Annotated in this window: 23 protein-coding genes; 19 read left to right on the forward strand and 4 right to left on the reverse strand. The window is 59.9% G+C overall.

What is annotated here, in order from left to right; genetic code table 11:
• Positions 1-192: 192 nt before the first annotated feature.
• Positions 193-1,413: a CaiB/BaiF CoA transferase family protein gene (locus tag BBI10_RS08195; RefSeq protein WP_065987886.1), complete on the reverse strand. Its 1,221-nt coding sequence runs from the start codon at positions 1,411-1,413 to the stop codon at positions 193-195.
• 10 nt (positions 1,414-1,423) lie between these two features.
• Complete coding sequence (locus tag BBI10_RS08200) at positions 1,424-2,605, reverse strand: acyl-CoA dehydrogenase (protein WP_065987887.1); 1,182 nt, start codon at positions 2,603-2,605, stop codon at positions 1,424-1,426.
• 173 nt (positions 2,606-2,778) lie between these two features.
• Here BBI10_RS08200 and BBI10_RS08205 point away from each other — a divergent pair, with 173 nt between their 5' ends.
• From BBI10_RS08205 to BBI10_RS08250, 10 genes are all read left to right on the forward strand, one after another.
• A complete protein-coding gene (locus tag BBI10_RS08205; protein ID WP_065987888.1) occupies positions 2,779-3,675 on the forward strand; it encodes a LysR family transcriptional regulator in 897 nt (298 codons plus the stop codon).
• Between the two features lie 425 nt (positions 3,676-4,100).
• Positions 4,101-5,222 carry a Re/Si-specific NAD(P)(+) transhydrogenase subunit alpha gene (locus BBI10_RS08210; protein WP_065987889.1) on the forward strand — a complete coding sequence of 374 codons (1,122 nt, stop codon included), beginning with the start codon at positions 4,101-4,103 and terminating at the stop codon, positions 5,220-5,222.
• An 11-nt stretch (positions 5,223-5,233) separates the two neighbouring features.
• Positions 5,234-5,554 carry an NAD(P) transhydrogenase subunit alpha gene (locus BBI10_RS08215; protein WP_065987890.1) on the forward strand — a complete coding sequence of 107 codons (321 nt, stop codon included), beginning with the start codon at positions 5,234-5,236 and terminating at the stop codon, positions 5,552-5,554.
• Positions 5,554-6,999, forward strand: coding sequence for an NAD(P)(+) transhydrogenase (Re/Si-specific) subunit beta (locus tag BBI10_RS08220; protein WP_065987891.1), 1,446 nt, complete (start codon positions 5,554-5,556; stop codon positions 6,997-6,999). The genes BBI10_RS08215 and BBI10_RS08220 overlap by 1 nt, the downstream gene beginning before the upstream one ends.
• A 186-nt stretch (positions 7,000-7,185) precedes the next feature.
• Positions 7,186-8,679, forward strand: a complete 1,494-nt coding sequence (locus tag BBI10_RS08225; protein WP_065987892.1) for an acetyl-CoA hydrolase/transferase family protein — start codon at positions 7,186-7,188, stop codon at positions 8,677-8,679.
• 319 nt (positions 8,680-8,998) lie between these two features.
• Positions 8,999-9,214 carry a DUF1127 domain-containing protein gene (locus tag BBI10_RS08230; RefSeq protein WP_065987893.1) on the forward strand — a complete coding sequence of 72 codons (216 nt, stop codon included), beginning with the start codon at positions 8,999-9,001 and terminating at the stop codon, positions 9,212-9,214.
• Between the two features lie 364 nt (positions 9,215-9,578).
• Positions 9,579-9,896 carry a DUF2388 domain-containing protein gene (locus tag BBI10_RS08235; RefSeq protein ID WP_065988269.1) on the forward strand — a complete coding sequence of 106 codons (318 nt, stop codon included), beginning with the start codon at positions 9,579-9,581 and terminating at the stop codon, positions 9,894-9,896.
• Positions 9,897-10,012: 116 nt separating this feature from the next.
• Positions 10,013-10,318 carry a DUF2388 domain-containing protein gene (locus BBI10_RS08240; RefSeq protein ID WP_065987894.1) on the forward strand — a complete coding sequence of 102 codons (306 nt, stop codon included), beginning with the start codon at positions 10,013-10,015 and terminating at the stop codon, positions 10,316-10,318.
• 37 nt (positions 10,319-10,355) lie between these two features.
• On the forward strand, positions 10,356-10,676 hold the full coding sequence (locus BBI10_RS08245; RefSeq protein WP_065987895.1) for a DUF2388 domain-containing protein: 321 nt from the start codon (positions 10,356-10,358) through the stop codon (positions 10,674-10,676).
• Positions 10,673-12,634 (forward strand): DUF4105 domain-containing protein, encoded by a 1,962-nt coding sequence (locus BBI10_RS08250; protein ID WP_065987896.1) that lies wholly within the window; start codon positions 10,673-10,675, stop codon positions 12,632-12,634. The genes BBI10_RS08245 and BBI10_RS08250 overlap by 4 nt, the downstream gene beginning before the upstream one ends.
• A gap of 30 nt (positions 12,635-12,664) precedes the next feature.
• Here the strand turns inward: BBI10_RS08250 and BBI10_RS08255 are convergent, their stop codons facing one another.
• Positions 12,665-13,066 (reverse strand): GFA family protein, encoded by a 402-nt coding sequence (locus tag BBI10_RS08255; protein WP_065987897.1) that lies wholly within the window; start codon positions 13,064-13,066, stop codon positions 12,665-12,667.
• A 321-nt stretch (positions 13,067-13,387) separates the two neighbouring features.
• On the opposite strand from BBI10_RS08255, the gene BBI10_RS08260 reads away from it, so the two are divergent.
• The 9 genes from BBI10_RS08260 (at position 13,388) to BBI10_RS08300 (ending at position 23,719) form a co-directional block, all read left to right on the forward strand.
• Positions 13,388-14,695, forward strand: coding sequence for a CitMHS family transporter (locus BBI10_RS08260; protein ID WP_065987898.1), 1,308 nt, complete (start codon positions 13,388-13,390; stop codon positions 14,693-14,695).
• 66 nt (positions 14,696-14,761) lie between these two features.
• The gene (locus BBI10_RS08265; RefSeq protein ID WP_065987900.1) at positions 14,762-15,529 is read left to right on the forward strand and encodes a TerC family protein; all 768 of its coding nucleotides are present in this window, start codon (positions 14,762-14,764) and stop codon (positions 15,527-15,529) included.
• Positions 15,530-15,789: 260 nt separating this feature from the next.
• Positions 15,790-17,433, forward strand: a complete 1,644-nt coding sequence (locus BBI10_RS08270) for a Na/Pi cotransporter family protein (protein WP_065987902.1) — start codon at positions 15,790-15,792, stop codon at positions 17,431-17,433.
• A 67-nt stretch (positions 17,434-17,500) separates the two neighbouring features.
• Positions 17,501-18,883, forward strand: coding sequence for a M16 family metallopeptidase (locus BBI10_RS08275; protein ID WP_065987907.1), 1,383 nt, complete (start codon positions 17,501-17,503; stop codon positions 18,881-18,883).
• 104 nt (positions 18,884-18,987) lie between these two features.
• Complete coding sequence (locus BBI10_RS08280; RefSeq protein WP_065987909.1) at positions 18,988-20,163, forward strand: DUF5924 family protein; 1,176 nt, start codon at positions 18,988-18,990, stop codon at positions 20,161-20,163.
• 10 nt (positions 20,164-20,173) lie between these two features.
• The gene (locus BBI10_RS08285; protein WP_410929779.1) at positions 20,174-21,343 is read left to right on the forward strand and encodes an ABC transporter permease; all 1,170 of its coding nucleotides are present in this window, start codon (positions 20,174-20,176) and stop codon (positions 21,341-21,343) included.
• The gene (locus BBI10_RS08290; RefSeq protein WP_065987911.1) at positions 21,340-22,146 is read left to right on the forward strand and encodes an ABC transporter ATP-binding protein; all 807 of its coding nucleotides are present in this window, start codon (positions 21,340-21,342) and stop codon (positions 22,144-22,146) included. Before BBI10_RS08285 ends, BBI10_RS08290 begins: the two co-directional genes overlap by 4 nt.
• On the forward strand, positions 22,146-23,084 hold the full coding sequence (locus BBI10_RS08295; protein WP_065987913.1) for an MlaD family protein: 939 nt from the start codon (positions 22,146-22,148) through the stop codon (positions 23,082-23,084). The genes BBI10_RS08290 and BBI10_RS08295 overlap by 1 nt, the downstream gene beginning before the upstream one ends.
• Entirely contained in the window at positions 23,081-23,719 is a 639-nt protein-coding gene (locus BBI10_RS08300; RefSeq protein ID WP_065987915.1) for an ABC-type transport auxiliary lipoprotein family protein, read from the forward strand. Before BBI10_RS08295 ends, BBI10_RS08300 begins: the two co-directional genes overlap by 4 nt.
• On the opposite strand, the gene BBI10_RS08305 is transcribed toward BBI10_RS08300, so the two are convergent.
• Positions 23,692-24,930, reverse strand: coding sequence for a nucleoside recognition domain-containing protein (locus BBI10_RS08305; protein WP_065987917.1), 1,239 nt, complete (start codon positions 24,928-24,930; stop codon positions 23,692-23,694). The genes BBI10_RS08300 and BBI10_RS08305 overlap by 28 nt on opposite strands.
• Between the last annotated feature and the right edge of the window lie 33 nt (positions 24,931-24,963).

Raw genomic sequence — 24,963 nt, forward strand, 5'->3', positions numbered from 1 at the left:
GTCCAACTCTTTGATTATCAAGGAGTTTTCCGTTTCGTCTGCGCCGGAAGTGGGGCGAATTATAGACAGATCCAGAGGGGCGTCAACACCTAATTTGAACTTTTACTGAAAAAGCTAAAACTCCAATGAAATCCTGTACTTCCTTCTGTTTATATAGAGACCAGCCAATCAGACCCGCCAGAGCATTAGCTCTTAAACAACACCCGCTTCGCGCAGCTTCATCACATCAGCGTCTAATAAGCCCAGTACGCCGGTGAGAACCTCCCACGTATGCTCTCCCAACAACGGCGGCGCACGCCGATATTCAACAGGCGTCGCTGATAAACGGATAGGGCTGGCGACTTGAGGAACCGTCCCGCCCAACGCATGCGGCAAGTGCACCTGCAAACCGCGGAACTGCACCTGCGGATCTGCGAATACCTGGGCGACATCATTAATAGGCCCACACGGTACGCCAGCCCCCTCCAACGCCATGACCCATTCGGCCGTGGTCTTGAAGACGGTGGCCTGCCGAATCAGCGGGATCAGTTCGGCACGATGCGCCACGCGCTGCTTATTGGTCGCAAATCGCGGATCGACGGCCCACTGCGGTTGCCCGGCCACTTCTGCGAATTTGCGGAACTGGCTGTCGTTCCCAACCGTGAGAATGAAATCGCCGTCGGCAGTGGGAAAATCCTGGTAGGGCACGATGTTCGGATGAGCATTACCCAGTCGCCTTGGGGAGACGCCTGTCGTCAGGTAATTCATCGCCTGATTCGCGAGGCAGGCGACCTGCACATCCAGCAATGCCATATCGATGTGCTGACCAACCCCTCCCTGATCCCGATGCGCCAGAGCAGCAAGAATCGCGGAGGTCGAATACAGCCCTGTCAGAATATCCGTCAGCGCCACGCCGACCTTGACCGGCCCCCCGCCATCTTCACCCTCGGCCCGGCCGGTAAGGCTCATTAGCCCACCGAGCCCCTGGATCATGAAGTCGTAACCTGCCCGCTTGGCGTAGGGCCCCGTCTGACCGAACCCGGTAATCGAGCAATAGATAAGCCTGGGATTTTCCAACTGCAGCGAATCGTAGTCCAGACCGTAAGCCTTCAATCCGCCAACCTTGAAGTTCTCGATGACGATATCGGACTTCGCCGCCAGCTCCCGAACCAGCCTCTGCCCTTCAGGCTGAGTGAAGTCTATGGTGACGGACTGTTTGTTACGGTTGGCAGACAGGTAGTAGGCAGCTTCGGACGTGTTTTCTCCGCGCGGATCCTTCAGAAAGGGCGGTCCCCAGGCGCGCGTGTCGTCGCCATTGCCCGGGCGCTCGACCTTGATCACCTCCGCACCCAGGTCAGCCAGAATCTGTCCTGCCCACGGGCCGGCGAGCACCCTAGACAAGTCCAGCACACGCAAATGCGATAAAGCGCCCATTGCAGGCTCCTTAATAGAAGGCCTGGATGCCGGTCTGCGCGCGCCCCAGGATCAGCGCATGGACATCATGAGTACCTTCGTAGGTATTGACCACTTCCAGGTTGACCAGATGCCTGGCGATACCGAACTCATCAGAAATGCCGTTGCCGCCCAGCATGTCACGGGCCATACGCGCGATGTCCAGCGACTTGCCGCAGGAGTTGCGTTTCATGATGGAGGTGATTTCCACGGCTGCGGTGCCCTCGTCCTTCATCCGGCCAAGACGCAGGCAGCCTTGAAGCGCCAGCGTGATCTCGGTCTGCATGTCTGCGAGCTTTTTCTGGATGAGTTGATTGGCCGCAAGCGGACGGCCGAACTGTTGACGGTCCAGCGTGTATTGACGCGCGGTGTGCCAGCAAAACTCGGCAGCCCCCAAGGCGCCCCAAGAGATGCCGTAGCGGGCGGAGTTCAGGCACGTGAAAGGCCCTTTTAGACCACGGACGTCCGGGAAGATGTTCTCTTCCGGCACGAACACGTTGTCCATCACGATCTCGCCGGTGATCGAAGCGCGAAGGCCGACTTTGCCGTGAATCGCTGGAGCAGTCAGGCCTTGCCAGCCTTTTTCCAATACGAAGCCGCGGATGTCCCCAGCGTCATCTTTGCCCCAGACAACGAACACGTCGGCGATCGGGCTATTGGTGATCCACATTTTGCTACCGGTCAGTCGATAGCCGCCTTCGACGGTCCGCGCGCGGGTGATCATCGCGCCCGGATCCGAACCATGATTGGGTTCGGTGAGGCCGAAGCAACCGATCCATTCACCGGAGGCGAGTTTTGGCAGGTACTTCTGTTTTTGCGCTTCAGTGCCGAATTCGTTGATAGGCACCATGACCAGGGAGGACTGCACGCTCATCATCGAGCGGTAGCCGGAATCAACGCGCTCGACCTCGCGAGCGATCAAGCCGTAACACACGTAGTTCAGACCGCTACCGCCGTACTGCTCCGGGATCGTGGCTCCGAGAAGGCCTATCTCACCCATCTCGCGGAAGATCGCTGGATCTGTCTTTTCATGCCGGAAGGCCTCAAGCACACGCGGCGCCAGTTTGTCGCTGGCGAACTGCTCGGCGCTGTCGCGGACCATGCGCTCTTCTTCGTTGAGTTGCTGGTCCAGCAACAGGGGATCGATCCAACTGAAACTTGCCTTGCCGCTCATGATTCTCTCCTCACCCAATGCGCTTCCGGACCTGCCGGAAAAGTAATGGAGCGAGCCTAGGCCTGAACCCTTCAAAGGAGCAAACGACGATTTCGCATCATCTTGTGCTAATTTCTCACTCCGAAGCACACCAATCAGCAGTCTGTCCGCCCTTCCGTGTGAGGCAAAGGTACATGCGCCGTAAAATCCCTAGCACCGCTGCGTTGGTAAGCTTCGAGGCAGCGGCGCGGCACGAAAGCTTCACCAAGGCGGCCGAAGAGCTTTCGCTGACCCAGAGCGCGATCTGCCGACAGATCGCCAGCCTGGAAGAGTTCTTGAATGTCGGCCTGTTCCGACGCTCGCGACGGGGCGTAAAGCTCACAGAGGCGGGCCTTTCCTACAGCCGACGCATTGCGACGCAACTCGATGCCGTTGAACGCGACACCTTGTCAGTGATGGGTCATCAGGGCGTCAATGCGATCGAACTCGCGGTGGTGCCTACATTCGGCACGCAATGGCTACTGCCGCGCCTGAAAGATTTTCAGAAGAAACACCCTGACGTCACTATCAACCTGACCAACCGCACGCGCCCCTTTTTGTTCGCGGACACCGAATTCGACGCGGCTATCTATTTTGGGGATGCTGACTGGTCCGGTACCGAATCCCACAGACTGATGGGCGAAAACCCGATGCCAGTCTGCAGCCCCGTGCTGCTTGGGGGACGCCACAGCATCAGCGCTCAAGAACTGGCTGAGATGCCGCTGCTGCAGCAGACCACTCGGCCGTACGCCTGGAGGCAATGGTTCAACTCGCTGGACATGGGCGTGGCCCGCGACATGACAGGCCCCCGTTACGAGCTATTCTCAATGCTCGCGCAGGCCGCCATGCACGACATGGGTGTGGCGCTCATCCCGCCGTTTCTTATTCAGCATGAACTGGCCGAGAAGCGCCTGGTGATTGCCAATCCGCACCATCTCTCGAGCACCAAGGCGTACTACTTGATGATTCCGGAGCGCAAAACGGAATCGGCGTCCCTGAAAGCGTTTCGCGACTGGCTGATTCAACAGGCCGACACTTACTCGCTGCCTTAAACACTCATCTGCGTCTTGAAGATTTCATGTAGTGCTCACACCTCAAAACCTACAGATATCCTGATTTGTCGCATTTACGACACACTTCTCAGCTCAGACCCTAACGCCCCAATAGTCATACGAATAGAGCCCTCTAGCCTGTTTTTAGGTCATTTGATAACTTCGTCGTCGGAAGCCATCTGCGGACTAAAAATTCATAAAAGATCATTAGCATCAGGCACTTGTGCGATTTAGTGCGTCAATCGGTCACAGGGTGACTTGTAGTACATTTTTCGTTCAGTTACAGAAACCCTTGAAGGCCTCTGACATCCCCTGCAAAATGCCGCGCCCGGCTGCTTTAACGGGCGTAGTGATCGCAATTCCAGCCCCCGGGCCGTATCGCGCTGGCCTCATTAAAGACAATAAGATCACGCAGGAGATTTGACGTGCACATTGGAGTCCCCCTCGAAACCCAGCTTGGTGAAACCCGGGTCGCCGCCACTCCCGAGACCATCAAAAAGCTCATCGCCCAAGGCCACACAGTAACTGTTCAGAACGGCGCGGGCATTGCGGCGAGCGTGACCGACAGTGCCTATGAGGCAGCAGGCGCCTTGGTGGGCAGCGCCGCCGATGCATTCGGTGCCGAACTCATTCTCAAGGTCTGCGCTCCCAGCGACGCTGAACTCCCGCTGATCAAAAGCGGCGCAGTAGTTGTCGGGATGCTTAATCCTTTCAATAACGACATGATCACCAGGCTGGCCGAGCGCGGGATCACCGCCTTTGCCCTCGAAGCGGCGCCACGCACCTCGCGCGCGCAAAGCCTCGACGTGCTGTCTTCCCAAGCCAACATTGCCGGCTATAAGGCTGTCCTGTTGGCAGCGCATCACTACCCACGCTTCATGCCCATGCTGATGACAGCGGCCGGTACGGTGAAAGCAGCGCGCGTGCTGATTCTCGGCGCGGGCGTTGCGGGGCTCCAGGCCATCGCCACTGCCAAACGTCTGGGTGCGGTCATTGAGGCTTCCGACGTACGTCCGGCCGTCAAGGAGCAGATCGAGTCGCTAGGGGCCAAGTTCGTCGACGTGCCGTACGAGACAGACGAAGAGCGCGAGGCTGCCGTGGGCGTCGGCGGTTACGCCCGCCCGATGCCGGCCAGTTGGATGCAGCGTCAGGCAGTGGCCGTGCATGAGCGCGCCAGGCAGGCGGACATCGTGATCACCACGGCGCTGATTCCCGGTCGCAAAGCGCCGGTGCTGTTGAGCGCTGAAACGGTCGCGCAGATGAAACCCGGCTCGGTGGTGATTGATCTGGCCGCAGCGCAGGGCGGCAACTGCCCGCTGACAGTGGCAGACCAAGTGGTAGTCGAGCACGGCGTAACCATCGTCGGCCACACGAATCTGCCTGCCATGGTCGCGGCGGATGCGTCTGCTCTTTATGCACGCAACCTGCTGGACTTCATGAAGCTGCTCTTCAACCAGGAAGGACAGTTCCAGATCAACCTCGAAGACGACATCGTTGCCGCGTGCCTTATGTGCCGCGATGGCCAAGTCATCCGCAAGAACGGCTGAGGATAAAAATAATGGAAGAGTTCATCTCACCCGGTATCTACAACCTGATCATTTTCGTGCTGGCCATTTATGTCGGCTACCACGTGGTCTGGAACGTGACGCCTGCGCTGCATACCCCGTTGATGGCGGTTACTAACGCTATCTCAGCCATCGTCATCGTCGGCGCCATGCTGGCCGCAGCGCTGACAGTAACGCCACTGGGCAAAACCATGGGCACGCTGGCCGTCGCGCTGGCCGCCGTTAACGTCTTCGGCGGTTTTCTGGTCACCCGGCGGATGCTGGAGATGTTCAAAAAGAAAGCGCCCAAGGCAAAAGACGAGGTAGCCAAGTAATGAGCATGAACCTCGTCACATTGCTGTACCTGGTCTCGGCCATTTGCTTCATCCAGGCGCTGAAGGGCTTGTCTCACCCGACCACATCGCGTCGAGGCAACCTGTTCGGCATGCTCGGTATGGGGCTGGCTGTTCTCACCACGATCGGACTCGTGTTCAAACTGGCCGCGTTGTCCACCGACGGTGCCAGCGCAGGCATCGGCTACATCCTTATCGGTCTGCTGGTCGGTGGCACTGCCGGTTCGATCATGGCCAAGCGCGTCGAGATGACCAAGATGCCGGAGCTGGTCGCCTTCATGCACAGCATGATTGGTCTGGCAGCCGTGTTTATCGCCATCGCTGCCGTGGTCGAGCCACAGTCGCTGGGCATCGTTCACCACCTGGGCGATCCGATTCCTGCGGGCAACCGCCTGGAGCTGTTTCTTGGCGCGGCAATCGGCGCGATCACTTTCTCGGGTTCGGTTATCGCCTTTGGCAAGTTGTCGGGCAAGTACAAGTTCCGCTTGTTTCAGGGCGCGCCGGTGCAGTTTGCCGGTCAGCACAAACTCAATCTGATTCTGGGCTTGGCAACACTGCTGTTCGGCATCACGTTCATGCTGACGGGCAGCCTGTTCGCGTTCAGCATCATGCTGATCCTCGCGTTCGTGATCGGCGTGCTGCTGATCATTCCGATTGGTGGCGCAGACATGCCCGTCGTGGTGTCGATGCTCAACAGTTACTCAGGCTGGGCAGCAGCGGGTATTGGCTTCTCGCTGAACAACTCGATGCTGATCATCGCCGGCTCGCTGGTTGGCTCCTCCGGTGCGATTCTGTCGTACATCATGTGCAAGGCGATGAACCGCTCGTTCTTCAACGTGATCGGTGGCGGCTTTGGTGGCGCAGCAGATGCCGGTGCCGCGAGCGGCACCAAGGAAGCCCGCCCGGTCAAATCGGGATCGGCTGACGACGCGACCTTCCTGCTGACCAACGCTGATACCGTGATCATCGTGCCGGGCTACGGGCTGGCAGTCGCTCGAGCCCAACACGCGCTTAAAGAGTTGACCGAAAAGTTGACCCACGCGGGCGTCACGGTGAAGTACGCGATCCATCCGGTGGCCGGTCGGATGCCGGGGCACATGAACGTACTGCTGGCGGAGGCCGAGGTGCCTTACGATCAGGTGTTCGAGATGGAGGACATCAACTCCGAATTCGGTCAGGCGGATGTCGTCCTGGTGCTTGGCGCCAACGATGTGGTCAATCCGGCGGCCAAGAACGATCCAAAGTCGCCGATTGCCGGCATGCCGATCCTTGAGGCGTACAAGGCCAAGACCATCATCGTCAACAAGCGCTCCATGGCCAGCGGCTATGCAGGCCTGGATAACGAACTGTTCTATCTGGACAAAACCATGATGGTTTTTGGTGACGCCAAAAAGGTTATTGAGGACATGGTCAAAGCGATCGAATAACCGCTGCAAACCGCAATAAAACAACCCTCGGCGCAGGCAGTGGTCGAGGGTTTTTTACAGCCTGGGTAAAAGTGTTTCTCGCGCAGAGGTGCCAATTAGAGCCTCTATTGCGACCTTGGTAGCGGGACGAACAAGCTTCAACTCTCTAGACTTCGCTCACGCATCTTTGTCATGAGATCAAACAACATGCACCGTGAACGAATCCGTCTGCCCTCGCTGATGAGCAAGATAATGAGCGCGGCCGACGCCGCTTCCCTGATCAAGGACGGCATGACCGTCGGCATGAGCGGCTTCACCCGCGCCGGCGAAGCCAAGGCCGTGCCCCAGGCGCTGGCTGAACGCGCCAAGACAGTTCCGCTGAAGATCAGCCTGATGACGGGCGCCAGCCTGGGCAACGATCTGGACAAGCAACTCACCGAAGCCGGCGTGCTCTCCCGGCGCATGCCGTTTCAGGTCGACAGTACCCTGCGCAAGGCCATCAACGACGGCACCGTGATGTTCATCGACCAGCATCTGTCGGACACCGTCGAGCAGTTGCGCAATCGCCAGATCAAGGCCGTGGATATCGCCGTGATTGAATGTGTGGCGATCACCGAGGAAGGGCACCTGGTGCTCAGCACGTCCGTTGGCAACTCGGCGAGCTTCGCCATCCTTGCCGAACACGTGATCATCGAGATCAACCTCGCCCAGCCTCTGGAGCTCGAGGGACTGCATGACATCTATATACCCACTTACCGACCAACACGCCTGCCGATCCCGGTGCTGAAGACGGACACCCGAATCGGCAGCCAGGCCGTGAAGATCGATCCGGCCAAGATCGTGGGGATCGTGATCAGCGATCAACCGGACTCGCCGTCGACGGTATTGCCGGCAGACACCGACACTCAGGCTATCGCGGGCCACTTGGTCGAGTTTTTCAAGAACGAAGTGCGGCTGAACCGCCTGACCAATCAGCTGATGCCGCTGCAGGCCGGGGTAGGCACGATCGCCAATGCCGTCATGACAGGGCTGATCGATTCGCCCTTTCATGGCATGACCATGTATTCGGAAGTGCTGCAGGACTCAACGTTCGACCTGTTCGAGGCGGGCAAGCTGGATTTTGCTTCGGGCTGCTCCATGACGCTGTCGGAGCGTAAGCATGCTGCGGTCTATGAAAACCTCGAGCAGTACAGATCCAGACTGTTATTGCGTCCTCAGGAAATCTCGAACCATCCAGAGGTTGTCCGCCGCTTGGGCATTATTGGTATCAACACCGCCCTGGAGTTCGATCTGTACGGCAACGTCAACTCCACACACGTGGGTGGCACGCGGATGATGAACGGGATCGGGGGTTCGGGGGATTTCGCGCGTAACGCCCATCTCGCCATTTTCGTGACCAAGTCCATCGCCAAAGCCGGGGCGATCTCAAGTGTGGTGCCTATGGTCAGCCATGTAGACCACACCGAGCACGACGTGGACATTCTGGTGACAGAGATCGGACTGGCAGACCTGCGCGGCCTGGCGCCCCGCGAACGCGCCCGGGTCATCATCGACAACTGTGTGCACCCGGCCTATCGCGAGGCGCTGAATGACTACTTCCGCCGCGCCTGCGCAATTGGCGGTCACACTCCGCACGTTCTGCGGGATGCACTCAGTTGGCACCTGAACCTGGAAGAAACCGGCCGCATGTTGGCGATCTGAACACACAGTTTCAACGTGGAGGAGACCTTTCGTCGTCACAGTTCGCGAACTGAACGCAAATCCGGCAAAAACTGTACTGCTGTACGGGTGATTTGGCTGATGTAAAACCGCAAATCATCCGTGCAAGTATCCAAAAAGCACACTTCTGGTGCAGACCCGTACAGTTGCCCCACTTCCGAACAAAACAGTGGTCTTTAACAGTTAACTGGAGCAGCACAATACAAATGAACTGTGTCTAGAGAGAGAAGGGCAATGAGAGGAATATTGTCACCAATCAAGTCACTCTCTAATCCCGCCACAAGCGGAAGGAAGAAGCATCATGGAACGCACCGTCAGTTCCGAACTGTTCTACGAAGACACCGCAAAAACCGCACAAGCCTCGTTGCCGCTGCGCATGTTCGCCAACCTGATGCTCTGGCAGCGTCGCCTGTCCAGCCGTCATCAGCTGGCTCATCTGGATGCACGCTTGCTGGCTGACGCCGGTATCAGCGAATCCCAGCGTTACGAAGAGCTGAGCAAGCCGTTCTGGCGCTAATCTAGCGTCTGCTGGTCCCAGGCCACGTGCCTCTCACCAGCAACCCGAATTGTTCAAACAAAACCCGTCAGCAGGTTACTGCTGACGGGTTTTGTCGCTTCAGGCGGGAGAAATAGCAAGGCAACCCCAACCCGTACAGTTTCCATAACCTTTTCAACACACCCATACAGCCTAATAATTACGTGCGATTTAAGCGGGTATGGGCTGTATCGCGGCAACTGGCATAAGGCCGGGATGGTTCGCGCGCCCGCTTATAAGCTAATCTTGCGCCACCTTGAGCACGCACTCGCGAGACAGCTATCGCTGAGCTTCCGATTTAAGCGTCAGTGGTTTTCGAATCCCGTTATCTTGGAGTGCCTACATGATGTCCCGCGTTCGTCTGTTAAGTGCCGCTTTCCTGATCGTTGCCGCCACTGGAGCCCAGGCTTCCAGTTTCGTGGTCACCACCGACACCATTGTCCGTGCGCTCGATGCTTCGTCCAATGCCACGTCAAAAATTTCCTCCTCCTTTCATGACGACAAGATCGTCCTGGCCGCCCGCGACGACGCTGCAAGCTTCGTTGCCAGCGAAGGCGAGCTCCGTGGCGTGAAGCTTCAGGGCGCCTTGCAACACATCCGCGAGGTTGCACCGGGCCTGCAAGCGTCGGATGCGCAACTGGCGCAGGCGATTCTTGCCATCTGATTCAGTACCGCGACAGATTTATCCAGCCCACGCCCGGGCCTTTGCACTAGCTCTGGCCCGGGTGTTGCGCTAGCCTTGCAACCCATACCGCAGACCCCGAACAGCCCTGAATAGCCATGCATCCGTTGTCTCGCCCAGTGCTTGCTGTCATCGCCACCTTGAGTATTTCCACTCAGGTTCAGGCGTTCGATGTCACCACACAAAGCCTGGTCAAAACCGGATACGCCACCAGCCAACTGACGACAGGGCCGTTCGATAGCAAGTTGATAATTGCCGCCCAGGATGATGCTGCAGTGTTTGTCGCCAGTGACGGCCAACTGCGAGGAGCACGACTGGAATCGGCGCTGGCGTACCTGCGTCAATCCCATCCAAAACTTCATGCAAGCGACCTTGAACTGGCGCAGGCAATCCTCGTCCAATAGTCACTTTTTTGTAACTTCCGTATTTTGGAGACGTTCCATGCGTACCCCGTTGATCGCTGCCGCCCTCGGCCTGCTCTTGCTGACTGACATGGCACAGGCGCAAACCCTGAAGGCCACCAGTAACATCGTCGTTCGCGCCCTCGGCCGCAGCATCGATTTCACCTCCGACACCACCTCATCCGTGCGCAACTGGAAACTCGTGCTTGAAGCCCGTGACGACGCCGCCAGCTACGTCGCCAGCAACGGTGATATCCATGGCGCACTGCTCGACGCAGCCTTCATGACATTGCGCGATCGTTTGCCTGAAGCGCGCAACGCCAGCGATCAGGACCTCGCCGAGGCCATCCTCGCACTGTGAAACACCTCGCTGTCTGGCTGCTGAAGTCGGCGCTCTCGCTGATCTGCACGAGCGCCTTCGCCGACCTCAGCCTGTCGCTGCATACCGACGGGCTCAGTCCTGCTCAACAAAAGGCCAGCCAGACATTGCTCGACGAAGCCATGGCGCACCTGCCGCCACTGTTTGTCAGCAAGCTTGATAGAAAGGTCGAAGTGCATTGGACCGACGACATGCCGTCCAATGCCTACGGTCGTGCAGACGGCCCTTACCGTCTGGACCTGAATCAGCACCTGCTCGCAGGCCTGACCGACGGCAGCGCTGCAACGACCCGAACCAACCGTCCTCATGGCACCGTGCGCGAAGAAATGCTCGCCACGGTGCTGCATGAGCTGACCCACATTTATGATCACGCGCAGCTCTGGTCCGCTGAAGACCGCAAGCTGATTGTCGCGTGTACCCGGCAGGGCAAGAGCGTGGGCAAAGTCGGCCTGCGTGACAGTTGCCGGGGACAGACCGACCGACGCTTCACGTTGAGTGATGATCCGCGCCTTCTGGATCTGGCGGGATGGCCGCAATACGTCGGCCGCCGCGGTGACAGGGAAGAGCGCAATGGCCAGGTCGCGCGCAGCCCCGACATCTACGAAATCAGCAGCCCGCTGGAATTCGTTGCGGTGAACATGGAGTATTTCCTCCTCGATCCCGCCTACGCCTGTCGCCGTCCGGCGCTGTACGACTATTACAAGGCTCGTTTCGACTGGGCGCCCGCGACGAAGGATCAGTGTCCGACGTCCTATCCTTACCTCAACGCCGGAAACGACTTCGCCCGACAGCCGTTGGGCAAGCTCGACCCCGAGCGGGTGTACGAAGTCGATTACCTGCTGGCCGAGGCCAACCAGAATCTGGCGAGCCGTTGGGGCCATAGCATGTTGCGGCTGGTGATCTGCAAGCCCGGTCGCCCGCGTGGCCCCGACTGCCGACTCGACCTTGATCAGCATTTGGTGCTGTCGTATCGCGCTTTTGTCAACGACCTGCAACTGTCCAGCTGGAGCGGCCTGACCGGCAAGTATCCGTCGCGCCTGTTTGTCCTGCCGCTGGGTCAGGTGATCGATGAGTACACCAAGACCGAACTGCGCGGCCTGGCCTCGGTCCCGCTGAAACTGTCCCGTGAAGAGATCAACGGTCTGGTTCAGCACGCTGCGGAGATGCACTGGGCCTATGACGGGGATTACTGGTTCCTGTCCAATAACTGCGCGGTGGAAAACCTGAAGTTGCTGCGCAGTGGCACTAACGATCCGCGGCTTGTCGGGCTGGACAGCATCATGCCCAACGGACTTCTGGAAGTGCTGAAGGGCAGGGGGCTGGCGGACACCAGCGTGCTGGACGATCCCAAGAAAGCGCTGCGCATGGGCTACCGCTTCGACTCGTACCGCGACCGTTATCAGGCGATGTTCGATGTGCTGCGCAAGACCACCCGCGTCAAGCAAACCACAGTGGAAGACTGGCTGGCTCTGACACCGCAAGAGCGACGCCCTTACTTTGCCCAGGCCGATTTGCGCACCAGCGCTGCAATGTTGCTGTTGGAGCAGGCCGGGCTGCGTCGTCAATTATTGCTGGCGCAGGATGAGGTCAAGCAGCGATACCTCAGTGCCGTGGAGCAGAAGGACAACGGCGTGTCCAAAGCGACCGGCACGCTGCAGGACATTCTGGCCAACAGCGGATTTTTGAGTCGCCCCGCAGAATTGCTCGGCAGCGGCGGCTACGGTCTGCCGCAGGAAGGCGAGTGGGAGCGTCTGGAAAACGAGAGCAGCCAGCGGCAGAAACAGCTGCAACGGCTCAGCGGCGATCTGGACACAGAGGTGAGGGCGCTGCTTGATCCCGACCGCGCCGCCGAGATTGCAGCGACCGAAGACAACCTCAAGCAGGTCGGCGAGCACCTGCGGGCATTGCACAAGGCAGCGGGCGGGCTGGAGCTGCCTTGATCGTTGCGCAGCGGCACGGCCGGCAATGATTCAGGCAGTTTCCCCGGGCTCACCCGGCAAATGCTCGTCCAGGTGCAGCCAGGGCAGGCGGCTGTCGGTCCAGATGTGTCGATCGGCAGGCGTCAGCTCCGGATGATCAAGAGTCGCGATGGTCACGTCCATGGTCTCCGGACTGTTGCGGCTGAACAGTGCGATCTGCGCCCCACAGTTATTGCAGAAATACCTCACACACGTCGCACCTGAATCATAAGTAGTGGGACTGCCCGCCAGCCATTTGAAGGCTTCGACCGGCACGCTGGTCCACGTCATCACGATGCCGCCTGACGTGCGCCGACAAATCGAACAGTGGCAGTGGGCAACGTCATCCACGGGGCCATCGAGCTGGTAACGCAGATTGCCGCAATGGCATCCACCGGTATGCAATTCACTCATGAGCATTCTCCAGGTTATGTAGGGGTCTGACCGCATCCGAGGTCGATAACTCAAATTCCCGATCGTCAACTCGCGGAGTGCAGCGAAAGCTGGCTGAAAGCTTCCCCGTTTAGCATCACCTCACCGCCGGCGACAGACCGGTCGGCCAGGACGAACGCGCTTGACGTTCTCCGGCCCATCTACAACAACAATTAGGTGATTCCCGATGCTTGCATGTGCCCTGCAGTACCCCCTCCGTAATCCCCGACTCCACGCGCCGCTCGTTTTGAGCTGATCGATTCGTCTCGTCTGTTCCCCGCCGCGTAACGCTGGAGTATTGCTATGTTGACCTTCCTCGGCTTCGCCATGGTCGTCGCCTTCATGTACCTGATCATGAGCAAGCGCCTGTCAGCGCTGATTGCCTTGATCATCGTTCCTATCGTATTTGCCCTGTTCGGAGGCTTCGCCTCGGAAATCGGCCCAATGATGCTTGCGGGCATCACCAAGCTTGCGCCAACGGGCGTGATGCTGATGTTCGCCATCCTTTATTTCGCACTGATGATCGACTCCGGGCTGTTCGACCCGGCCGTGCGCAAGATCCTCAAGCTGGTGAAGGGCGACCCGGTAAAAGTGTCGGTCGGTACGGCGGTGCTGGCGCTGGTTGTCTCGCTGGACGGTGACGGCGCCACGACGTACATGATCTGCGTGGCCGCCATGTTGCCGCTGTACAGCCGTCTGGGCATGAGCCCGCGCATCATGGCCGGCTTGATCATTCTGGCCGGCGGCGTGATGAACATGACGCCATGGGGCGGCCCGACCGCGCGTGCGGCGAGCGCCCTGCATGTCGATCCATCCGACATCTTCGTGCCAATGATTCCGGCAATGCTGGCGGGCGTCGTGGCAATCCTGGTGATCGCCTACTTCTACGGCAAACGCGAGCGTGCGCGCCTGGGTGAACTGCACCTGCCCGGTGACGAAGTCGACCACAGCGACATCAGCGTTTCGCAGTTTCCCGAAGCGCGTCGTCCCAAGCTGATCTGGTTCAACGCTGCTCTGACGCTGGTGCTGATGGTGGCGCTGATCATGGGGCTGCTGCCACTGCCGGTGCTGTTCATGATCGCATTCAGTATCGCCATGATCGTCAACTACCCGTGCCTGCAAGCGCAGAAAGATCGTGTAGCGGCCCACGCCGGCAGCGTGCTGGCGGTGGTCGGACTGATTTTTGCTGCGGGGATCTTTACCGGTATCCTGTCCGGCACCGGAATGGTCGACGCGATGTCGAAGAGCCTGCTGGCAGTGATCCCGGACGCGATGGGCCCTTACCTGGCCGTGATCACTGCCGTTGTCAGCATGCCGTTCACCTTCTTCATGTCCAATGATGCGTTCTACTACGGCGTGCTGCCGGTCCTCGCCGAAGCTGCTTCGCATTACGGCATCAGCCCGGTGGAAATGGCACGTGCCTCGATCGTCGGCCAGCCCGTCCACCTGTTGAGTCCGCTGGTGCCGTCGACGTATCTGCTGGTGGCACTGGCGGGCATCGAGTTCGGTGATCACCAGCGCTTTACCCTCAAATGGGCCGTGCTGGTGTGCGTGTGCATTCTGATCGCTGCGCTGCTGATGGGGATTTTCCCGTTCTTCAGCAGTCTATAACGCAACTCAACGCTCCCTCTGGCGCCGCCGCGCCAGCGGGAATACGAACGCTTAAAGGAATACGTAATGGAATGGCTGACCAACCCTGAGATCTGGGTTGCTTTCTTCACGCTGACTGCCCTGGAAATCGTGCTGGGCATCGACAACATCATCATGATCTCGATCCTGGTCAGCCGCATGCCCAAAGCGATGCAGCCGCGCACCCGTATCTTCGGTCTGGCGCTGGCGATGGTGACGCGGATTCTGCTGCTGCTGTCGATCACCTGGGTCATGCGCCTCACCGACGACCTGTTCGTGGTATGGGGGCAGGGCATTTCCGGACGCGACCTGATCCTGTTCTTCGGTGGTCTGTTTCTGTTGTGGAAGAGCTCGCAGGAGATCTATCACGGCATGGAAGGCGAGGAAGAGTCGCTGGACGAGCCGAAAGGCAAGGGCGGCATGTTCCTGTACACCATCCTTCAGATTGCAATCATCGACATCGTATTCTCGCTGGATTCGGTCATCACCGCTGTCGGCATGGTTTCCCATGTACCGGTGATGGTCGCGGCGATCATCGTGGCGGTATTGATCATGATGCTGTGCGCGGGCGTCATCAGCGACTTCATCGAGAAGCACCCATCGCTGAAGATGCTGGCGCTGTCGTTCCTGATCGTCGTGGGTACCGTGCTGATTGCCGAGTCGTTCGATGTGCATGTGCCCAAGGGCTACGTCTACTTCGCCATGGCGTTCTCGCTGGCGGTCGAAGCGATCAACATCAAGATGCGCACGTCGATGGCGAAGAAGCGCAAGATGCAGGACCCGGTGAAACTTCACAAAGACGTGCCGGGTCAATAACGTCCGCCGCACACACGTCAAAGCAACGGGGCTGTGAATGCCCCGTTTTTTATTGGCAAGGCGTGAAGGTGCTGCGTCCAAACACCTGATTTATGACAGATTTGTTTCAAGAGATAATCCGCTGTGCCATGCTGGCATTAAGGCCACAGGCCGACTAAAGCTTAGTTGAGCGCGCTGTCGATGCACCTCAAGCGCTTACGCTCGCTACACGCTGGACCTTTTAACTTTGCCCGATGGGCAACCTACAGGGGGCTCTCCATATGCTGACCCTGCTCGATTTGCTTTCCGCCGTCGCGCTATTGATCTGGGGCACACACATCGTTCGGACCGGCATTCTGCGCGTCTATGGCTCGCAGCTGCGCCGGGTCATTGGCCAGAACATGTCCAAACGCCCGCTGGCCTTTGTCGCGGGGATTTTGGTCACCGCCGTGGTGCAAAGCAGTAACGCCACGGCGATGCTGGTGACGTCCTTTGTTGGCCAGGGCTTGATGGGCCTGACGCCAGCGCTGGCCATTATGCTCGGTGCCGACGTCGGTACTGCGGTGATGTCGCGAATCCTGACATTCGACCTGTCGTGGCTGTCGCCACTGCTCATTTTTCTGGGCGTGGTCTTCTTTCTGTCGCGCAAACAAACCCGTGTGGGCCAACTGGGCCGTGTCGGCATCGGGCTGGGCCTGATCATTCTCGCCTTGCAGTTGATCGTTACTGCCGCCGCGCCGATTACCCAGGCCGCCGGGGTGAAAGTGCTTTTCGCGTCACTGACGGGCGACCTTCTGCTGGACGCACTGGTCGGGGCCATGTTCGCGCTGATCTCGTATTCAAGCCTTGCGGCGGTGCTGCTGACCGCGACGCTTGCAGGCGCGGAGATCATCAGCCTGCCGGTGGCAATCGGCCTGGTGATCGGCGCCAACATCGGCAGCGGCCTGTTGGCATTTCTCAGCACCAGCATGCAAAACGTGGCCGGCCGGCAAGTGGCGCTGGGCAGCCTGTTGTACAAGCTGATCGGCCTGTTGCTGATCACTCCGGTGTTGACCCCGCTGGTGGCCTGGATGGACACGCTGAACGTCAGCCCGTCGAGCCTGGTCATCAGCTTCCACGTGATTTACAACTCGCTGCGTTGCCTGATCATGCTGCCGACGGTGGGACCGATGGGGCGCCTGTGCGCGTCGATTCTGCCGCAGCAGGCCGAGATCAACGGTCAGACCAAGCCTCGCCATCTGGACCTGACCGCACTCGCCACGCCGAGCCTGGCGCTGGCCAATGCCGTGCGCGAAACCCTGCGCATGGGCGATCTGATCGACAGCATGCTCAATGCCATGCAAGAGGTGCTGCGTGGCAACCAGACGGCGGTCACTCAGGAAGTGCGTCGGCTCAACGATGATGTCGAGGTGCTCTACAACGCCATCAAGTTGTACCTGGCGCAGATGCCACGCGATGACCTCAGCGATCAGGACAATCGCCGCTGGGCCGAGATTATCGAGTTGGCGATCAACCTGGAGCTGGCCAGCGGGCTGATCGAGCGCATGCTGCGCAAGGTCCAGCAGCAGAAGACGTCGCAGCGCCGGTCGTTTTCCGATGTCGGCCTGGAAGAACTGTCCGGGCTGCACGAGCAACTGATGGCAAATCTGCGTCTTGGCCTGTCGGTCTTCCTCAGCGGCGACCCGGAAAGCGCGCGCCAGTTGTTGCGCGAGAAACGTCGTTTCAGGGCACAGGAGCGGCGCCTGGCCCACGCCCATGTCAGCAGGCTGCAACGCAAGATCGTGCAGAGCATCGAGACCAGTTCCCTGCACCTGGAGCTGATTTCCGACATGAAACGCTTGAATTCGCTGTTCTGCAGCAGCGCCTACGCGGTCCTTGAAACCACTGACACAGGCGCCTTGTCCAGCGAGGGCAACGCGGATTAATCGTGGTGAACGCAGGGGCCGCTGCGAAGTCTGTTACACATACCGGCCCGCAAGGAAGCCCGTTTTTATGCGTTGCCTGCTGTTCGTTTGTCTGGTTCTGACATCCCTTTCTTCCATGGCCCTTGACCGGTTTCAGGTCGAGGGCTACGTGCTGCCCAACGGTTTGCAGTTGTTGCTAAAGCCTGCGGACAAAGGTCACGTCTCTATTCGTCTCGTTGTGGGCATTGGCTTCGATGACTTCAAATGCGAAGACAAAGAGTTGCCGCACTTGCTTGAGCATCTGCTTTTCAGCGGGATCGACAACAGCGGTGAGGGCGGCCTTGAGCAGCAGATGCAGGCACTGGGCGGCGAGTGGAACGCGTTCACCAGCAACACCGACACCACCTTTGTCATCGAGGCGCCGGCGCAAAACCAGCGCAAGGTGCTCGATCTTCTGCTCAATCTGCTGACCCACACGCAAATCAATCAGGCCAATCTGGACACTGCCAAGCGCATCGTCGCCCGTGAAGACGGTGGCCATTATTCGCATTTGCAACGCTGGCTGGACAAACGCGATCTGGGCCACGGCGCCAGCAGCCAGCTTGCCGTGGAGCTCGGCCTCAAATGCCCGGAGCGGGCCGAGGTTGATCACCTCACGCTGGAGCAAGTCGAGCATATCCACGACAACTGGTACGCCTCAAACAACATGACGCTGATCATCGTGGGCGAACTCGACAAGTTGCTGCCGGCTTATCTGGAGCGCACCTTCGGCCAGCTTAATGCGGTCGATCCAACCGAACATCCGCCGCTCCGCTCGATGACCGAAAAGGCCGATCCTGAGCGCACGCTGATCCGCGGCGCGTTGGGCGATGGCGCGAAGCTGCATCTGCTGTTCCCCGAGCCGGACATGGGCGAGCAGCACGATGAAACCTGGGACCTGGTGAAGGCTTATCTGGACTGGGCGCTGTACAGCGAACTGCGTCTGGACAAGGGTTATTCCTACGGTCCATGGGCTGATCGCGAAGCGTTCGGGGACACCGGTTTTCTCAGCCTCAACGCCGACCTGAACCGCGAAGACGTCGATTCGGCCACCGCCGCCGTGCGTTCGATGCTCCAGCGGCTGCGCAAGGAAGGCATGGACCCGGCGACCTTTGCGCGGCTGCAGCAGGCATCCATTGCCAGGCAGGCCTGGGCGGTTCAGGGCAATAGCGCGCTGGCCGACTACTACTGGGGTGCGTTGAATGATTACGACGATGGTCGTTTCCAGGACCCGGCCAGGCGGACCCGTGGTGTAAGCCTGGATCTGGCCAATCAGGCGATGCGTCAACTGCTGGCGCAACCCGGGTATCTTCGCGTTGAAGAGCCACTGCTCAGCTACGATGAGCTGTACGCTGTCGGATGCCTGCTGACAGCGCTGGTGGCGCTGCTGATTCTTTGGCGGTGGCGGGTTTACAAGAAGCGGCCTTTATAAGCGAGGCGCGTGGCGTTAAAAATTTCGTCGCGGTGGGCGCCGTCCAATTTTGGTTATTTTTATTCACCCAGATCCAGACCCATACCTAAGAGCGACGCGCCACGATGCCGGACATTAACGCAATCATTCACCACTCGCAGGTCCAGCGCGTGCTGGAGTTCATCAAGCGCTACCCCGGGCTGATTGCGTTCTTCGGGTTCTGTTCAGGCATTGGCAGCTTCATTCTGGTGGATCGACAGGCGAAGCTGGCCACATGGATTGCGGTCATTCTGCTGGTGAGCTGGATCTGGCTGATGGTGGAAAACAGCGCCGTCGCCCTGTTCGCGAAGATGTTCAAGCGAGAGATACCGCAGCCGCTGTTGCGCTACGCCACCCAGATGATCCACCAGGAAAGCCTGTTTTTCGTGCTGCCGTTCTTTTTCGTGACGACCACGTGGTACAGCGGACAGCTGGCGTTCACGGGGCTGCTCGGGGCTGCAGGACTGATTTCGATCATCGACCCGCTGTACTACAAATGGCTGGCCCCGCGCCGCTGGGCGTTCATGGCGCTGCATACCCTGACGCTGTTTGCCGCATTGCTCACGGCGCTGCCGATCATCGTTCACCTGACCACCGCCGAGAGCTACAAACTGGCGCTGGGCATTGCGATGCTGCTGTCGTTCCCGAGCCTGGCGTCGGGTTATCCGATCAACAGCTGGAAACGCGGCGTTGGCCTGGTGGCGATGACGCTGGCGATCGGAGGGGTAGGCTGGATGGCACGATTCTGGGTACCGCCGGCGACGCTCTGGCTGACCGAGGCGGCGATCAGCACGCGCTTCGATAACCAGAATCGGACCCCCGGCGAGAGTATTCAGGAAATCGGCGTCAACCAGCTGCGCAGTGCCGGTCTCTACGCCTACACATCGATCAACGCCCCGCGCGGCCTGAACGAGCGGATTTATCACGTGTGGCGCCACAACGGCGAGGAAGTGGAGCGTATTGCTCTAGACATCAAGGGCGGCCGTGAGGAAGGTTATCGGGCCTGGACGCACAAGCAGAATTTCCCGCCGGACGTGCTCGGCAAATGGCAGGTGAGGGTGCTCACTGAGGACGGGCAGATGATCGGTGTGCTGCGCTTTGACGTCACTGAGCGCGACCAGCCGGCCGTCACTCGCAACAAGATCAAGCCCGCAGGCCTGAAGCCAGGCACCGACGCTGCGGCTCCGGATGACTCGGACGCGAAAAAACCCGCGGACAGCGCGCCAGCCGAGAGCCCGTCTGCCCCGGCCAACACCAACTAAGCTCGTCGCTATGACCCCACTGACCACGCAGGCTTCCTCCGCGCCCAAGGATCCAGGGCGCGTGTTGATGGACACTTCGAGCAATCCGGCTCAGTTGCGGATCGCCGGAGACTGGACGCTCGCGCATTACCGCGAACTCAAGCGCCAGACCGACGCATTAAGCGCCGGATTCGGCCCAACCACCCTCGTGGACATGGATGAGCTCGGCGCGCTAGACACCGCTGGCGCGTCGTTGCTGGTAGAGCTGCTCGGCGTGCAGCGCCTGCGTTTGCTGGCCGTGCAAGCGCCCAATCTGCCGGAGTCCAGCCGCGCGCTTATGCAGACCATCCAGAGCGCACTGGCTGACTACTGCCAGCCCGTCCGAGAGCCAGAGGCGGCCGTGGGCATGCAGCTGCTGGCGCGAATTGGCGCGGCGGTGGAGGTGATCTGGAAGGACACGCTGCAACTGCTCGGCTTTATCGGGCTCATCCTGCAGACCTTCGCTTCTACGCTGTTTCGCCCTCGGCGCTGGCGCACCACATCCGTTATCGCCCACATCGAGCAAATCGGTCTGGACGCAGCGCCCATTGTGGCGCTGCTGACGTTCATGGTTGGCGCCGTGGTGGCCTTTCTCGGTGCCACAGTGCTAAAGGCTTTTGGCGCGACGATTTTCACCGTTGACCTGATCGGCTTCTCATTCCTGCGGGAATTCGCCGTGTTGCTGACCGCCATCCTGCTCGCCGGTCGTACGGCCAGCGCCTTCACCGCGCAGATCGGCTCGATGAAAGCCAACGAAGAGCTGGATGCGCTGCAAACCCTGGGGCTGAGTCCTACAGAGCTGCTGGTGCTGCCCCGCGTGCTCGCGCTGCTGATCTCACTGCCCATGCTGACCTTCCTCGCGATGATCTGCGGCATTGTCGGTGGCGGCGTGGTCTGCGCGCTGTCGCTAGGCATCTCGCCGGCGATGTTTCTGTCGTTGATGCAGGCCGACATCGGCGTGCAGCACTTTCTCGTGGGTATCGCCAAAGCGCCGATATTTGCGTTCTTCATCGCCGCCATTGGGTGCCTGGAAGGCTTCAAGGTCGAGGGCAGCGCCGAATCGGTCGGGGCTCACACGACATCGAGCGTGGTGCAGTCCATTTTCGTGGTCATCGTGCTGGACGCCTTGGTCGCGATGTTCTGCATGGAGATTGGCTGGTGACCCGCCGCTGCGTACAACCCGTCGAGACGGTGATTGAGGTTCGCGGCCTGAGCAATCGCTTCGGCCCGCAAGTGGTGCACGAGAACCTCGATCTGGATCTGTATCGCGGAGAGATCCTTGGCGTGGTGGGCGGCTCCGGCGCCGGCAAGTCGGTGTTACTGCGCAGCATTGTCGGGCTGCAAAGGCCTGCCGCAGGAAGCGTCCGTGTGCTGGGTCAGGATTTGCTGAATCTGCCCGACAACGCGCGCTCACAGGTTGAACGACGTTTCGGTGTCCTGTTCCAGAAAGGCGCGCTGTTCTCTTCGCTGACCATTACGGAGAACGTCGCGCTGCCGCTCATCGAACACGCCGGGCTGAGCCGGGAGGAAGCCGAGCATCTGGCCGGGATCAAAATGGCGCTGGCCGGACTGCCGCTGTCAGCGGCTCATAAATACCCCGCGTCGCTCTCCGGGGGCATGATCAAGCGCGCGGCGCTGGCGCGAGCACTGGCGCTGGATCCGGACATTCTGTTTCTGGACGAACCCACTGCCGGGCTCGATCCGATCGGCGCCGGCGCGTTTGACCAGTTGATCCTGACGCTGCGCGACGCCTTGGGACTGAGCGTGTTCATGGTCACCCACGACCTCGACACGCTTTATACAATCACCGACCGCGTCGCCGTGCTGGCGCAGAAGCGTGTACTGGTCGCGGACAGCATCGACAGGGTGTCTGCGACCAAAGACCCGTGGATTCACGAATACTTCCATGGCCCGCGCGGCCGCTCGGCCTATTCAGCGGCCACTTACCCACACGAGGTCTCATGATGGAAACCCGCGCCCATCACGTTCTGATCGGTCTGTTCACGGTCATCGTGGTCGCCGCCGCACTGCTGTTCGGTCTGTGGCTGGCGAAATCCAGCGTCGACTCGGCCTTCAAGGACTATCAGGTTGTCTTCAACGAGGCGGTGACCGGTTTGTCTCGGGGCAGTCCGGTGCAGTACAGCGGTATCAAGGTCGGTGACGTTGTGCAGTTGCGCCTCGATCCCCAGGACCCGCGCCGGGTGCTGGCGCAGATCCGTGTTGCCGGGGAAACCCCGATCAAGCGTGACACCTACGCAAAACTGGCACTGGCCGGCATCACCGGTACATCGCTTATCCAGCTCAGCGGCGGCACACCGCAAAGCGAGGCGCTGAAAGGCGAGGGCGGCAACCTGCCAGTGATCATCGCCTCGCCGTCGCCCATCTCCCGCCTGTTGAACGACAGCGACGACTTGCTCAGCGGCACCAACACATTGCTGCATAACGCCAACGCGATGTTTTCTTCGAATAACGTGGAGACGCTGTCGCGCACGTTGCAGCATCTGGAGCAAACCACTGGAGCGATCTCCGATCAGCGCGACGACATTCGTCAGGCCTTAAAGCAGATGACGCTCCTGAGCAAGCAGGCCGGCGCGACCCTGGAGCAAACCTCTACGCTGATGCGCAACGCCAACCAGCTGCTGACCAGCGATGGCAGGCAAACCATCGCCAGTGCGCAGCAGGCGATGAAGTCCCTCGAACAGAGCAGCCAGACCATCAATACGCTGCTCAAGAACAATCAGAATTCGGTGAATGATGGCCTGCAAGGCTTGGGCGAACTGGGCCCGGCGATTCGCGAGCTGCGTGAAACCCTCAGCTCGTTGAAAACCATTTCCCGCAGCCTGAATGCCAACCCGAGCGGCTACTTGCTGGGCAACGAGAAGAATAAGGAGTTCGAGCCATGAGGCGTGTCGGTCAATCCATTACTCGGCTGTTGTTGGCGGCAACGCTGTTGTCGCTCGGCGCCTGCTCGATCCTCCCCGAGCAAGCGCCTTCCGACGTCTACCGGTTGCCAACGGCATTGCCTGCCAGCAAAGGGACCTCCCCCGTGGCGTGGTCCTTGCGGGTGGTACGGCCCAAGTCCAGCGAGACACTGGACAGCCCGCGCATCGCCGTCATCCCCCAGGGCAATGTGATCAGCAGCTACAAGGGCGCGCGCTGGAGTGATCCGGCGCCGGTCCTGTTGCGCAACCGACTGACCGATGCTTTCTATCGCGATGGGCGAGTGCAGTCGATCAGCACTGACGACAGCAATCTGCAGGCTGATTATGAATTGGGCGGGGAGTTGCAGGCGTTCCAGAGCGAGTATCGGGGAACCGCCATTGAAGTGGTGATCCGCCTTGATGCGCGGCTGGTCGACGATCGCCAGCGGATTGTGGCGAGTCGGCGCTTTGAAGTGCATCAGCCGGTGGCTGACAAGCAGGTGTCGGCGGTGGTCTCGGCGTTCGGCCAGGCCAGCGATACCCTGGCCGCCCAAGTGTTGCAGTGGACCGTCGAGCAGGGCGAGAGACGTTACACCGCCGAGCCGAAGAACCAATAGCAGACGGCAATCGCAGCGACCACACCGGCGAATTCGGCCAGCAGCGCGCAGCCCACTGCGTGTCGCGCGCGCTGGATGCCCACCGCGCCGAAATACACCGCCAGCACATAGAACGTGGTTTCCGTGCTGCCTTGAATGGTCGCCGCGACGAGGGCCGGGAAGCTATCGACACCTTGGGTTTTCATGGTCTCAATCAACATCGCCCGTGCCGCACTGCCGGAGAACGGCTTGACCAGAGCAGTTGGCAGCGCATCGACGAATCGGGTGTCCATGCCCATCCATTGAATCCCGTGACGAATCCCCTCAAGAATCAAATCCAGGGCGCCCGATGCGCGCAGCACGCCGACGGCGCAGAGCATCGCGACCAGATAGGGCAGCAGGTTCTTGGCGACGTCGAAGCCTTCCTTCGCGCCCTCAACGAAGGTTTCGTACACCTTCACCTTGCGAAGCGCGCCAACCACCAGGAACAGCATGATGATGCCGAACAGCGTCACATTGCCCAGTACCGATGACAGGCTCGACAGCGCAGCAGCGGACAACCCGGCCAGTACCGCCATGAACCCGCCCAGCAGCAAGGCGCCGGGAATCAGGTAAGCGAGCACCACCGGGTCCCACAACTTGAGGCGCTGCATGAACGCCACTGACAGCAGGCCGACCAGCGTCGAGGCGCTGGTGGCGAGCAGGATGGGCAAGAACACCATGGTGGGGTCAGCCGCGCCTTGCTGAGCGCGGTACATGAAGATGGTCACGGGCAGCAGCGTCAGCGAAGAGGCGTTGAGCACCAGAAAGAGGATCTGCGCATTGCTGGCGATGGTCTTGCTGGGATTGAGCTCTTGCAGCGAGCGCATGGCCTTGAGGCCGATGGGCGTGGCGGCGTTGTCCAGACCCAGCGCGTTGGCGGCGAAGTTGAGGGTGATAAGGCCCAGCGCCGGGTGGCCGCGCGGCACTTCGGGCATCAGGCGATGAAACAGCGGCGCCAGGACCTTGCCCAGCCAGTCGACGATCCCGGCCTTTTCGGCGATGTTGAGAAAGCCCAGCCACAGGGTCAGGGTGCCGAACAACAGCACCATGACTTCCACCGACAACTTGGCCATGGCGAAGATGCTCTCGACCATGGCGGCAAAAACGCCGGCATTGCCCCCGACCAGCCATTGCGCCAGCGCAGATATCGCCGCGACCACGAAAAACCCAAGCCATAGGCCGTTCAGCATACAAATCCCCTCGCAAGATGCGGCGATGATAAC

The sequence above is a fragment of the Pseudomonas graminis genome (assembly GCF_001705435.1).
GTDB lineage: Bacteria > Pseudomonadota > Gammaproteobacteria > Pseudomonadales > Pseudomonadaceae > Aquipseudomonas > Aquipseudomonas graminis_B.